11 protein-coding genes, 1 pseudogene and 2 riboswitches are annotated in these 11,911 nt (G+C 71.1%); of the genes and pseudogenes, 5 read left to right on the top strand and 7 right to left on the bottom strand.

What is annotated here, in order from left to right; translation table 11 throughout:
• The first annotated feature begins 208 nt into the window (after window positions 1–208).
• Together ABTX24_RS29520 and ABTX24_RS29515 are read left to right on the top strand one after the other, a co-directional pair.
• Window positions 209–934: a cobalt-precorrin-6A reductase gene (locus tag ABTX24_RS29520; protein ID WP_350844733.1), complete on the top strand. Its 726-nt coding sequence runs from the start codon at window positions 209–211 to the stop codon at window positions 932–934.
• Window positions 931–1,611, top strand: coding sequence for a (2Fe-2S) ferredoxin domain-containing protein (locus tag ABTX24_RS29515; protein ID WP_350844731.1), 681 nt, complete (start codon window positions 931–933; stop codon window positions 1,609–1,611). Before ABTX24_RS29520 ends, ABTX24_RS29515 begins: the two co-directional genes overlap by 4 nt.
• Before the next feature lie 17 nt (window positions 1,612–1,628).
• Here the strand turns inward: ABTX24_RS29515 and ABTX24_RS29510 are convergent.
• The 5 genes and pseudogenes from ABTX24_RS29510 to ABTX24_RS29490 all read right to left on the bottom strand — a co-directional run.
• Window positions 1,629–2,390, bottom strand: a pseudogene (locus ABTX24_RS29510) (CbtA family protein); the annotation flags it as partial.
• A gap of 17 nt (window positions 2,391–2,407) precedes the next feature.
• A complete protein-coding gene (locus ABTX24_RS29505) occupies window positions 2,408–2,623 on the bottom strand; it encodes a CbtB domain-containing protein (protein WP_160028078.1) in 216 nt (71 codons plus the stop codon).
• Between the two features lie 153 nt (window positions 2,624–2,776).
• A complete protein-coding gene (locus ABTX24_RS29500) occupies window positions 2,777–3,871 on the bottom strand; it encodes an ABC transporter substrate-binding protein (RefSeq protein WP_350844729.1) in 1,095 nt (364 codons plus the stop codon).
• The gene (locus ABTX24_RS29495; protein ID WP_350844727.1) at window positions 3,868–4,707 is read right to left on the bottom strand and encodes an ABC transporter ATP-binding protein; all 840 of its coding nucleotides are present in this window, start codon (window positions 4,705–4,707) and stop codon (window positions 3,868–3,870) included. Before ABTX24_RS29495 ends, ABTX24_RS29500 begins: the two co-directional genes overlap by 4 nt.
• The gene (locus tag ABTX24_RS29490) at window positions 4,704–5,714 is read right to left on the bottom strand and encodes a FecCD family ABC transporter permease (protein ID WP_350844735.1); all 1,011 of its coding nucleotides are present in this window, start codon (window positions 5,712–5,714) and stop codon (window positions 4,704–4,706) included. The genes ABTX24_RS29495 and ABTX24_RS29490 overlap by 4 nt, the downstream gene beginning before the upstream one ends.
• 120 nt (window positions 5,715–5,834) lie before the next feature.
• A riboswitch (cobalamin riboswitch) is annotated at window positions 5,835–6,018 on the bottom strand.
• An 88-nt stretch (window positions 6,019–6,106) separates the two neighbouring features.
• A riboswitch (cobalamin riboswitch) is annotated at window positions 6,107–6,324 on the top strand.
• 132 nt (window positions 6,325–6,456) lie between these two features.
• Here ABTX24_RS29490 and ABTX24_RS29485 point away from each other — a divergent pair.
• From ABTX24_RS29485 to ABTX24_RS29475, 3 genes are all read left to right on the top strand, one after another.
• The gene (locus ABTX24_RS29485) at window positions 6,457–7,476 is read left to right on the top strand and encodes a ribonucleotide-diphosphate reductase subunit beta (protein WP_350844725.1); all 1,020 of its coding nucleotides are present in this window, start codon (window positions 6,457–6,459) and stop codon (window positions 7,474–7,476) included.
• Window positions 7,476–9,176, top strand: coding sequence for a ribonucleoside-diphosphate reductase subunit alpha (locus tag ABTX24_RS29480; protein ID WP_350844723.1), 1,701 nt, complete (start codon window positions 7,476–7,478; stop codon window positions 9,174–9,176). Before ABTX24_RS29485 ends, ABTX24_RS29480 begins: the two co-directional genes overlap by 1 nt.
• A 138-nt stretch (window positions 9,177–9,314) precedes the next feature.
• Window positions 9,315–9,674 (top strand): (2Fe-2S) ferredoxin domain-containing protein, encoded by a 360-nt coding sequence (locus ABTX24_RS29475; RefSeq protein WP_350844721.1) that lies wholly within the window; start codon window positions 9,315–9,317, stop codon window positions 9,672–9,674.
• Here ABTX24_RS29475 and ABTX24_RS29470 read toward each other — a convergent pair.
• A complete protein-coding gene (locus ABTX24_RS29470; RefSeq protein ID WP_350844719.1) occupies window positions 9,662–10,588 on the bottom strand; it encodes a cobalamin biosynthesis protein in 927 nt (308 codons plus the stop codon). The two genes, ABTX24_RS29475 and ABTX24_RS29470, sit on opposite strands and share 13 nt — an antisense overlap.
• Window positions 10,589–10,724: 136 nt before the next feature.
• The gene (gene cobC / locus ABTX24_RS29465; RefSeq protein WP_502891121.1) at window positions 10,725–11,723 is read right to left on the bottom strand and encodes an Rv2231c family histidinol phosphate aminotransferase CobC; all 999 of its coding nucleotides are present in this window, start codon (window positions 11,721–11,723) and stop codon (window positions 10,725–10,727) included.
• Window positions 11,724–11,911 lie beyond the last annotated feature (188 nt).

Genomic DNA, 11,911 nt, shown 5'->3' with positions numbered 1-11,911 from the left:
CGGCGGGCGTGTGGTGGCCGAGGAGGGTCGCCTGGCCGACGGTCGCGACCCCGCCACCATGTTCACAGAAGCACTGAAGGCTCGCTACGGAGACCAACACGTTCCCTCCGAGCGCTGCAGGGGGCCGTGTTGGTCTCGACACGCCTCCGCCTAGCGGCTCCGGCGGCTCGACCAGCGGGGGCGGCTCGACCAGCGAGGGAAGCGCCCGATGAGGCTGCTGATCCTGGGCGGGACCGGGGAGGCGCGGGACCTGGCGGCGCGGCTGGTCGACGACGGGGTCGACGTCACCTCCTCGCTGGCCGGACGGGTGGCCCGGCCGCGGCTGCCGGTGGGGGCGGTGCGGATCGGTGGGTTCGGTGGCGTCGAGGGGCTGCGGACGGCTCTCGCGGAGTACGACGCGGTCGTGGACGCCACCCATCCGTTCGCCCGCGGGATGTCTGCCAACGCGGCCGCGGCCTGCGAGCTGACCGGCCATCCGCTGCTCCGTCTGGAGCGGCCGGGCTGGACGCCCGACCCGTCCTGGGTCTACGCCGACGGCCACGACCAGGCCGCGGATCTCGCCGCCGGCCTCGGCGCCCGACCGTTCATCACGGTCGGCCGCCAAGAGCTCGGGCGCTTCGTACCCGCACTGGCCGGGCGTGCCGCGCTCGCCCGCGTGGTCGACCGGCCCGAGCTCGAGCTGCCCGAGCCGTGGACGCTGCTGACCAGTCGCGGACCGTACGACCTCGACGGTGAGCTCGCGCTGATGCGGGAGCACCGCACCGACGTACTCATCACCAAGGACTCCGGCGGCACCTACACCCGGCCGAAGATGGATGCGGCGGCCGAGCTGGGCGTGAAGGTGGTCGTCGTCCGTCGACCGGGCGGACCTGGCGAGGTCCAGACGGTCAACGATGTCGCCGACGCGGTCGCCTGGGTCAAGGGGCTCCGGTGAGCGACCGGGTCGTCGTCGGGATGTCGGTGACCGATGTCGACCGGCGCCGGGAGCTGCTCGACTGGGCCGGTGAGCTCGGCGCGAGCCTCGCGTTCCTGCAGATGGGCGGTCCCTCGCTCTCTGCCGAGCTGACCAGGCTCGCCGACTCCGGAGCCGCGACCATCACGCTGGCCGGCGTCAGCCTCGGCCCGCTCGCCCCCGGCCACTCATGGCTGCGCCGGATCGCGGCCCACTGGTGGCGCGAGCGCCCCGGGGACCGCCCCGAGATCCAGATCGCGACCCGCCTGGCGACCACCCGCGACGAGCTCCCCGACGCGCTCGCCGAGACCCGGCTGGTCACCGGCAGCGAGCCCGGGCTGACCTCGCCCGCCTGGGAGCGAGTCCCCGACCACGTACGTCAGGTCCTGATCTGCCGCGGCCCGCGCTGCACCGCGAAGGGCTCGGAGGAGACCGCGAGAGCGGTGATCCTGGGTGCGATGGAGGCCGGCCTCGGCGACGACGACCTGCTGATCACCCACACCGGGTGCCAGTTCCCGTGCAACCAGGCGCCGGTGCTCAGCGTCCAGCCCGACGATGTCTGGTACGGAAATGTGGAAGCGGCCGCCGCCCGGGTGATCGTGGGTGATCACCTGGCCGACGGCCACCCCGTGGAGGCCTACCGCCTCCCCCGCTGCTGAACCTTCTCGTGGGCTGCTCACAGGCTCGCGGCAAGGGCCTTTCGCTCCGCGACGGCGCGCTCCGTCGCGTGCAGCCTGATCACCAGGCCGGTCAGTGCCACTCCGATCACACCCCACATGGTGGCGAGCGTGATCAGCGATGCCCGCCGGAAGAACCACAACGTGTCGGCCGGGAAGTCCCCGACCTCGTTGACCGTCGTGAACAGCCCCCCGGCCACGACCATCACGACCAGGTAGGCCGCGATCGCGCCGACCACGGCGAGATAGGTGCCGAACCGTCCGCGCAGCCGCACAGCGGCGTACGTCACCACCACGGCCGCCACGACCGAGAGGGCCTGGAAGGCGAAGTAGACCGCGGTGCGGACGCCGATGGTGTCGCCGCTGCCGACAGCCGGCGGGGTCGCCGGATACTTGAGGAACGGCACCAGCGCGACCGCGACGAACCCGATCAGGGTGACGAGCGCCGTCGACTGTCCCGGCGTGAGCCGCCCGATCCGCCCGAGAGCGAATGCGGCGACCAGCCCCAGGATGCCCCCGAGCGCGACGCCGACGGCCAGGGTGCCGGTCAGCAGCCCCCAGGTGCTCTGGTTGGTGCGGGAGACCTCGGCGGCCTCCTCCTCACCGGCCTCGGAGCCCTCGGCGGCATGCGAGTGCGAGTGCCCGTCGCCACCGGCCTCCTCCAGCGCGATGGCAGCGCCGACCTGCGGCTCACCGACGGCGTACGCCACCAGGAAGGTGACGACGCCGGCGAGGAGTCCAGCTAGGAGGCCGCGTACGAGAAATGCACGCGGGCTCATCAGTGGCAGGGGTAGCCGAGCAGGTGACGACCGTCGTGGACCCACTCGTGGATGAGCGTGCCGGACGGGATCGAGACGGCGCCCTGGTCGGCGCTGATGAAGAAGAGCACCAGCAGACCGAGCAGACCGAAGAAGAGCGCCCAGGGGGCCAGCTCACGGAGCGGGATGGTGGGAAGGTCGGCGCCGGCGACGGGCGCCACAGCGTGCTGCGACATATGTCCTCCTCAGGGATACCTGCGTCCCTGTTCGTTGGGGTTGGACGGACACTCGGGTCTGACTCCACCGCCGCGAGGCGATGTCACAGTAGCGCGACTGTGCCGGAGTTCCACCGGCTTCCTCATGTCCGTTGCGTGCACTATAGCGGGATCTCAGCGGAGCCACTCGTTGCCGACGAGGTTGGTGAGATCGGCGATGTCGAGCCTCGGTTCGATCCCGGACTCGGGCGCGAGACCGAAGTGCTCCAGCGAGCGCCGGACCCACTCGGCGGCGTCGATGTTGAGCGGGCCGGAGACCCACATCGCGTAGGGCAGGTTCACGAACCTGTTCTCCTTGACGGCCGGGAGGTCGCGGGAGGCCGGGTTGGCCTTGAGCACCTTGACCTTCTCCTCGTAGGACTGCCCCGGGTAGTCCACGAAGTAGATGACGTCGGGCTCGGCCGCCGCGAAGCGCTCCCAGCCGACCTCGGTCCAGGTGTCCTCGACGTCGGCGGTCGCGTTGGTCACTCCGGCGGTGTCGAAGATCGCCTGCGGTCCCCCGAAGGATCCGGACGTGAAGATCGCATCGGTGCCGGAGTCGAAGAGGAACGCGGTCGGCTCCTCGTCGGGCTTCGGCGCGCTCTCCAGGGCCGCGCGGCGCTCCTCGATGTCGGCGACGACCTTCGTCGCGGTCGCGTCGTGGCCGGTCAGCTCGCCGATGTTGAGCAGGTCGGTACGCAGCGCCGTCCAGGCATCCATGGTGCCGCGGTCACCGTCCTCCTGCCGGCAGGTCTCGCTGAGCAGGTAGGTCTCGATGCCCCGCTCCTGCACCATCTCGGGCACCAGGTTCCGCGACTCGCTGAACCCGTAGCCCCAGCCCGCGAACATCAGCTGCGGGTCGAGGGCCAGGACGGTCTCCAGCGTCGGCTGGTCGTCGCCCACGATCTCGAGCTCGTCGACCCTGTCCTCGGGGTAGGCGAGCTCGAGCAGCTGCTGGTCCCGGGCCAGGCCGGTGACCGCGACCAGCTCCTCGCGGGCACCGACGGCCAGCGCGATGGAGATGATCCCGCCGTCGTAGGCGTACAGCTCGGTGACCGGCTGGTCGACCGTGAGCTTCTCCCCGCAGTTCTCGACGGTGATCGCGTCCTGGCCGGCCTCCTCGGCGGCCTTCTCCGCCGTCCCGCAGGCGGTGAGGATCGTGGTGCCGAGCGCGAGCGCGGCGAGGCAGCCGAGGCCCGGGCGTACGTGGCGGGTGAGGCGCTGGTTCATGCGGATCGGTCCTTCCGAGGATGGATGAGCAGGTGGGGCTGGTCGAGGTGTGGGTGGGGCACCTGGACCGAGCCGACGCCGAAGTGGTGCTCCACGCGGATGCTGTCGAGCACCTCGACCGGCGGTCCGTGGGCCACGACGGTGGCCGGGCCGCTGTCGGGGTCGCTCCCTCGGGGCCGGCCGAGGACGGCGAGCCGGTCGAAGGAGCGGAGCGCCAGGTCGAGGTCGTGGATGGTCGCGACGAGGGTCTCGGCCCGCTCGGCGACGCTGTGCAGCAGCCGCAGCTGCCAGGCGACGTCGAGATGGTTGGTGGGCTCGTCCAGGAGCATCACCGGGCTCTCCTGGGCGAGGCCCCTGGCCATGACCGCCCGGCGCCGCTCGCCGCCGGAGAGCCGGTCGCACGGGTCGTCGATGCGGTCGGCGAGGCCGACGGCGTCGAGGGCCGCCCGGACGATCTCCCGCTCCTGCCGCCCGCCTCGCGACCAGGGCCGGGTGCGGGGCACCCGGCCCAGCGCGACCATCTCCCCGACGAGCAGCTCGGCGGAGGCGACCTCCTCCTGGGGGACGTACGCCAGCCGGCGGGCGCGTTCGCGCGAGCCGATCCGGGCGGTCTCCTGGAGCCGTCCGGACTCATCGGCGAGACAGGCCTGGCCGGCGCTGGGACGCAGCACCCCGGCCAGGATCCGCAGCAGCGTCGACTTCCCCACGCCGTTGACGCCGACGATGCCGAGGCGGGTGCCCACCGGCACCTCCAGGTCGACGTCGCGCAGCACCTCGCGCTGGCCCAGCCGCGCGGAGACCCCGCGCAGCCGGAGCACGGCCGCGGACCCGCTCATCGGTCGCCTCCGAAGCGGTACTGACCGCGACCGAGCAGCAGCAGAAACAGGGGCGCGCCGACGACGCCGGTGACCACCCCCAGCGGGATCTCCTGCGGGCGTGCCACCAGCCGGGCGAGCACGTCGACCCACAGCAGGAACACCCCACCTGCCAGGGCCGCGACCGGGAGCACCACCCGGTGCCGCGCGCCCACGAGCAGCCGGGCCGCGTGCGGCACGATCAGACCGACGAACCCGATCCCACCACTGACCGCAACCAGGATCCCGACGAGCACCGCCAGAGCGACGAAGAGAGTCGTACGCAGCGCCGCGACGTTCACGCCGAGCGCGGCAGCCGTCTCGGGCCCGGCGGCGAGGGCGTCCAGCCAGCGGTGCAGCGCCAGCATCGCGAGACCGAGGACGAGGCTGAGTGCCGCGGGCAGCCACAGCTTCTCCCAGCTGGCACCGCCGACGCTGCCGAGCATCCAGAACATCACCGAGTCCGCCGCGCGCGGATCGTCGCTCATGAAGACCAGGAACGAGGCGATGGCGGAGAGCCCCGAGGAGAGCACGACCCCGGAGAGCACCAGCCGGATCGGAGTCAGCCCACCTTGGGCGGTGGCCACCAGCCAGACCAGCAGCGCCGAGCCGACGGCTCCGAGCAGGGCGCCGCCGGAGACGGCGTACGTGCCGAGACCGGCCAGCGCGCCCGTGGTGATCGCGGCCGTCGCGCCCACCGAGGCGCCGGAGCTGATCCCGAGCAGGAACGGGTCGGCGAGCGGGTTGCGGACCAGGGTCTGCATGCCGGCACCGGCCACGGCCAGACCCGCGCCGACGGCGAGCGCCATCAGCGCCCGGGGGACGCGCAGCTCCCACACGATCACGTCCCACTTCCCCGGTGCGTCGCCCTGGAGCCGGTCGACGACGGCCGCGACGACCTCGCCGAGAGGGATCCGCTCGGAGCCGAAGGCCAAGGACGCCACGGCGCTGAACGCGGCGGCGAGCAGCAGCCCGACGACCAGCGGCACGAACGGAAGCCGCCGCCTCCCGGCACCGGCGGGGCTCGGGATCAGGGTGGGGGTCTCGCGGCACGGCGTCTGCACGCAGTTCGGCCTCTCAGGTCCTCTGGACCCTGGTCGCGAGGGCCGTGACGAACGTCTGAGCCGACAGGTTTTCGGACTCGGGTTCAACCGGCGACGCTGCCTTCCCAGGGACCCGTTCCCCAGTGGCTGCCTAGCGTCGCCGTCGCCCTCACCGCTGCGCGCCAGTCCCGGATTCACACCGGAGTTCCCTGGCATCCATCAGGATGCGTTCGACTCGGCGCAGAGGCTAGCACGGGTCGTAGAACCGGTGCCGAGGATGTTTCCGACGACACGGCGAAGCACAAGATCTAGGAAGTTGCATTGATGTAATTCCCGCATATAGTGGTCCTCGCAGCTGGTTCTCCCACCTCGGCGACGGGGCGGGAGAGGCAAGAGGGAACCCGGTGCGAGTCCGGGACTGCCCCGCAGCGGTGAGTGGGAACGACCGCCGTCACGAAGCACTGGGAGCAAGCCATGCCCCTGGGAAGCGACGGCCACTAGGACCAGCACGACCACGCCCACGAGTCCGAAGACCTGCCAGTGCCCACCTCATGGTGGGGTCCGCGACCTCGAGGGAAGGTCAGGGGATCGAGCGAGCACCACGTGACCGGGTCCGCCCGGCGCGCTGCCGCCGTCCTCCCTGCCCCGGCACGGATGCACGAGACATCCAGCGGGCCGCGGGGCCCGCGTGAGCAAGGGGGCATGGGGCTTGATCGACACCGAGGGTCTACCGATCCGCACCGAGAAGTCGGCGTACGTCTTCGACTATCCGATGGCCGAGGACCTGGCCAAGAAGCAGCGGAGCATCTTCTGGACGGCCGAGGAGATCCCGGTCGAGAACGACAAGCAGGACTTCCTGGTCAACATGACCGACGCCGAGCAGGCGGCGGTGAAGACCACGCTGAAGCTGTTCACCATCTACGAGCTGATCCTCGGCGGCGAGGTGTGGGGCGACCGGATCTTCCACGCGTTCCCGCGTCCGGAGGTCCAGATGATGGCCAATGCCTTCTCCTTCGCCGAGCTGAACATGCACGCGCCGTTCTACGCGAAGCTCAACAAGGTGCTGATGATCGACACCGAGGAGTTCTACGACTCCTACAAGAACGACCCGGTGCTGGCCGAGCGGATCCAGTTCGTGTGGGACGCGATCGCCGACGAGGACCTCCTCTACGCGCTGAGCGTCTTCACGCTGATGGAGAACTGCGTCCTCTACTCCAACTTCGCCTTCCTCAAGCACTTCCAGTCCGGTGGGAAGAACCTGCTGCAGAACGTGATCAGCGGCATCAACTTCTCCGCCCGCGACGAGAACCTGCACGCCACCGGCGGCGCCTGGCTGTTCAACACCACTCTGGACGAGTACGCCGCCACCGTCCCGGCCGACAAGTTCGAGGCCGAGCGCGACGACCTCTTCGCGAGGGTCCGTGGCGTCGCCGAGCACCTCTACGCCCACGAGGCCCGGATCGTGGAGATGCTCTTCGACCACGGTCCGATCACCGGCATCGACCAGGCCGACCTGGAGACCTTCGTGAGGTCCCGCATCGACATGACCCTGGAGAACATGCGGATGGAGCCGCTGTTCAACGTCGAGGCCAACCCGATCGCCGAGTGGTTCTACAGCGGCATCAACGGCACCCAGTTCCACGACTTCTTCCAGGTCACCGGCAACGAATACAACCGCAACATCGGCGAGACGGAGTTCAGCTTCTAATGAGCAACAGCAACTGGGAGGCGCTCTCCGCCGAGCGCAAGGCCCTGCAGGCCGACGGCGTCGTGCCCGCCTTCATGACCACGGCGGGCTATGCCATGTTCAAGGCCAAGTACACCGTCGCCGACCAGAGCGTCCGGGAGCGCTACGAGACCATCGCCAGCACCGCCGGCGACCTCGCCGACGAGATGTACCCCCGCGAGGACGGCGTCTCCTGGACGGAGCGGTTCTTCGAGGCGATCTGGAACGGCTGGCTCTCGCCGTCGACGCCGGTGCTGTCCAACCTCGGCACCGACCGGGGTCTGCCGGTCTCGTGCGAGGGCTCGTACGTCGAGGACTCGGTGTGGGGCTTCTACGAGACCCTCAAGGAGGCGGCGATCCTCTCCCAGAACGGGTTCGGGACCTCGGCGTACCTCGGTGACGTCCGGCCCCGCGGCGCGAAGTTCAGCGACAACGGCAAGGCCAACGGCGTGGTCCCGGTCTTCTGCAACTTCGTGGAGATGACCAACCAGATCAGCCAGGGCGCCACCCGCCGCGGCTCCTGGGCGGGCTACCTGCCCGTGGACCACCCGGACTTCTACGAGCTCGCCGACCTGATCTTCCGCGAGCCCGCCAACAAGAACATCGGCTGGATCTTCAGCCAGGCGTTCATCGACCGGATGCTGGCCGGGGATCGCGATGCTCTGGAGCGCTACCAGCGGGTGCTGAAGATCCGGGTGGTGCTCGGCAAGGGCTACATCTGGAAGGTCGACACCGTCAACGCGGCCCAGACCGAGTCCTACAAGGCCAACGGGCTGGAGAACAAGGCCTCCAACCTGTGCTCGGAGATCACCCTCTTCTCCGACGAGGACCACTCCTACACCTGCGTGCTCTCCTCGCTCAACCTCTCGACCTACGACGAGTGGAAGGACCAGGACACGGCGTACGTCGCGACCGTCTTCCTCGACGCGGTCGCCGAGGCGTTCCTGCGCAAGGCCCGCACGATCCGCGGCCTGGAGCGGGCGGTGCGCTACACCGAGAAGGCCCGCAGCCTAGGGCTGGGCGTGATGGGCTACCACGACTACCTGCAGAAGCAGCGGGTGCCGTTCGAGTCGGACAAGGCGGCGGCGCTCAACAAGGACATCTTCGAGCGGATCTCGGCGGATGCCGACGCCGCGTCGCGGTGGATGGGCTCGGTCGCGGGCATTCCGGAGTGGTGCGTCGGACGGCGCAACTCGCACCTGATGGCGATCGCGCCGACGATGAGCACCGCGGTGATCGTCGGCGGCACCAGCCAGGGCATCGAGCCGTACGTCGCCAACGTCTGGAACCAGACCACCTCGGCCGGTGAGATGCCGCGGGCCAACCAGAACCTCGTCGAGGTCATGGAGGAGCGCGGGGTCTACGACCAGGCGCACATCGACGACATCGTCGACCACGGCGGTTCCGTCCAGCACGTCGACTGGCTCGACGAGCACGAGAAGGACGTCTTCAAGACGGGCTACGAGATCGACCAGGAGGTCCTGCTCGCTCGCGCATCGGACCGGCAGGTCCACATCGACCAGGCCCAGTCGCTCAACCTGTTCTTCCAGGCCGACGCGACCCCGCAGTACATCAGCAAGATCCACAAGCTGGCCCTGCTCGACCCGAACATCAAGAGCCTGTACTACCTGCGCTCGCGGGCCGGCATCCAGGCCAGCAAGCAGACCCGCACTTCGAACTGACCACCTGCGACCGAGAGGCATGACCATGAACGAGAACCCGACCACCACCGACGCCATCGACGATCTCACCTGGGACGACTGGAGCGACGCCGCGGTCTGTGCCATCGAGAACGGCCCGGACTGCGAGGCCTGCGAAGGATGAGCGACCCCACCACCGGGCGGCCGACGCTGACGGTCTGCCGCGGCTGCTGCTGCGGGACGGAGCGGAAGTCGCCCGGGGTGGACCATGCGGCCGTGCTCACGACGCTGAACGCGGCGGCCGGGGAGTCGGCGACCGTACGTGTCGCCGACTGCCTCGGCCCGTGCGAGCGTGCCGACGTCGTGGTGGTCGGTCCCTCACCCGAGGGGCGGCAGCGCGGGGCGCGGCCGGTCTGGGTCGCCCGGGCCGGCTCGGTGAGGGTCGCCGACGCCCTGGCCGAGTGGACCCGCGCCGGCGGACCGGGCATCGCCGAGGCACCGCCCGCCGTCCTGGCTCGGGCCTTCCGTCACGGGCGCTGAGTGATGACGGCGTACGCCGCCGCGACCAGGGCCGCGCCGATGCCGACCCTGCGTGCCAGCGCGGTGGCGCTGACCACGTCGGCGGGGGCGGCGTCGCGGCCGTCGCCCATCACCGCGCGGTGCTCGACCCGGTTGCCGTAGTAGCGGTTCGTGCCGCCCAGGCGGATGTCGAGCGCACCCGCGAAGGACGCCTCGACGACGCCGGCGTTCGGGCTCGGGTGCCGCGCGGCGTCGCGCCGCCAGGCCGCCCACGCCTGCCTGGCCCGCGACGGTGCGGCGGCCAGCGTGAGCAGCCCGGAGAGGCGGGAGCCGGGCAGGTTGAGCAGGTCGTCGAGGCGGGCGCTGGCCCAGCCGAAGTTCTCATAGCGGTCGTTGTGATGGCCGACCATCGCGTCCAGGGTGTTGGCGGCGCGGTAGCCGAGCAGACCGGGTACGCCCGCGATGGCGCCCCACACCAGCGGCGCGACCACTGCGTCCGAGGTGTTCTCGGCGACGCTCTCGACCACGGCCCGGGATACCTCGGAGGCGTCGAGCTCCTCGGTGTCCCGGCCGACGAGGTGGGTCAGCCGCTGTCGCGCGGCCGGGAGGTCGCCGCGGTCGAGATGGGCGTGGACGGCCAGTGCCTCCCGCTCCAGCGAGCGGCCGCCCAGGACCGCCCAGGTCGCGGCCGCGGTGACCAGGGTTCTCCCGGCCCTTCCCGGAGCGGCACGTTCGGCAACCGCTCCGAGGGCCACCGCTCCCCCGACCAGGGCGGCCGCGTGCAGGACCCCGCGGGCACGGTCGTCCGCGTACCAGGCCCGTTCGGCCCGCATCGCCACCGTGCCGAACCCGGCGACCGGGTGGTAGCGGCGGGGGTCCCCAAGCAGCCGGTCGAGCGCGAACCCTGCGAGGAGCCCGACCGCCCGTGCCCTCATCTCGAAGCTCCTGACCGGGGGCCGCCGGCACTTTCCCGCCATGGCGGGGATGTTCGGCATACCGGGTGGCGAGACGGGGGCATTTTCCCGCCATGGCGGGAAAGTGTCGCTGCCGCGAGGGCGATCCACTCGGGTGTCACCCCTTCACCTGCTGCTCGAGCTGGTGCAGGAGGCGGTCGGTGAGCTCGGGCGGACGTACGGCGATCCGCACCCACTCCGGACCGAGCCCGGGGAACGTGTCGGCGCGGCGTACGGCGATGCCCTGCTCGCGCAAGGCCTCACGGACTCCGGCGCCCGGGCGGGCCAGGACGAAGGAGGCGGCCGATGGGACGTACTCGATCTGCTGGTCCCGCAAGCCCGCCTCGAGGTGGTCGCGCCAAGTGGTGATCCGCTCGGCGCGGTCGCGGGCCTCCGCGCTCGCCCGCTCGGTGGCGCAGGCGAGCATCGCGGCAGCCGCGGTGGCCGAGACCGACCACGGGGTGCGTACGGCCTCGAGGTCGCTGATCGTGGCGGTGTCTCCGACGACGTAGCCGGCGCGTACGCCGGGGATCGACCAGTGCTTCGTCAGGCTCCGGATGACCAGCAGGCCCTCGGTGCACTCGCCGGTCAAGGTTTCCGGCTCGCCGGGGACGGCGTCCATGAACGCCTCGTCGACCACGACCAGCCGGCCGGGCCTGAGAAGGGCGCGGAGGGTGGCCCTCGGGTGGAGTACGCCGGTGGGGTTGGTCGGGTTGCCGACGACGACCAGGTCCGCGTCCTCGGGGACCGTGGCCGGGTCGAGGGCGAAGCCGTTCTCGGCCGGCAGGCGTACCTCGGTGACCGTGTGGCCAGCCTGCTCGAGCGCCGCGTGGGGCTCGGTGAACTGCGGGTGCACGACGACGGGCCGTCGCCATGGCCTGGCCCTGGCGACCAGCGTGAACGCCTCTGCCGCTCCCGCCGTCGGGAGCACCTCGGCGCGCTCGCGGCCGTGGTGCTTGGCCAGCGCCGCCCGCGCCGGCTCCTCGTCGGGGTAGGTCGCCGACGCCAGCGACTCGTGCAGCGCCTGGTCCAGCCACTCCGGCCGCGGGTCCGGGTAGACGTTCACCGCGAAGTCGAGCAGCCCCTCCCCCACCTCGACATCCCCGTGGTGCCGCAGCGGATCAGCGACCGCGCCCCCGCTGGTCGAGCCGTCGCTCCCGCTGGTCGAGCCGCCGGAGCCGCTAGGCGGAGGCGTGTCGGAAGAGAGGTACGTCGGCCCGGACCGCCACCGGGTGCCCCACCGCCGCGAGCAGCGGCAGGTCGGAGTGGGAGTCGGCGTAGGCGAAGCAGTCGGACGGTGAGATG

The sequence above is a fragment of the Nocardioides sp. NPDC127514 genome, assembly GCF_040302125.1.
In the GTDB taxonomy this organism is placed as follows: Bacteria; Actinomycetota; Actinomycetes; order Propionibacteriales; family Nocardioidaceae; genus Nocardioides.
Note: the sequence above shows the minus strand (reverse complement) of the source record. Positions and strands in the feature narration are given on the sequence as shown.

Bases quoted from the DNA above. Each gene is read 5' to 3' on its own strand.
- ABTX24_RS29520 (WP_350844733.1), top strand. From the start codon at position 209: ATGAGGCTGCTGATCCTGGGCGGGACCGGGGAGGCGCGGGACCTGGCG.
- ABTX24_RS29505 (WP_160028078.1), bottom strand. From the start codon at position 2,623: ATGTCGCAGCACGCTGTGGCGCCCGTCGCCGGCGCCGACCTTCCCACC.
- ABTX24_RS29500 (WP_350844729.1), bottom strand. From the start codon at position 3,871: ATGAACCAGCGCCTCACCCGCCACGTACGCCCGGGCCTCGGCTGCCTC.
- ABTX24_RS29495 (WP_350844727.1), bottom strand. From the start codon at position 4,707: ATGAGCGGGTCCGCGGCCGTGCTCCGGCTGCGCGGGGTCTCCGCGCGG.
- ABTX24_RS29480 (WP_350844723.1), top strand. From the start codon at position 7,476: ATGAGCAACAGCAACTGGGAGGCGCTCTCCGCCGAGCGCAAGGCCCTG.
- ABTX24_RS29475 (WP_350844721.1), top strand. From the start codon at position 9,315: ATGAGCGACCCCACCACCGGGCGGCCGACGCTGACGGTCTGCCGCGGC.
- ABTX24_RS29470 (WP_350844719.1), bottom strand. From the start codon at position 10,588: ATGAGGGCACGGGCGGTCGGGCTCCTCGCAGGGTTCGCGCTCGACCGG.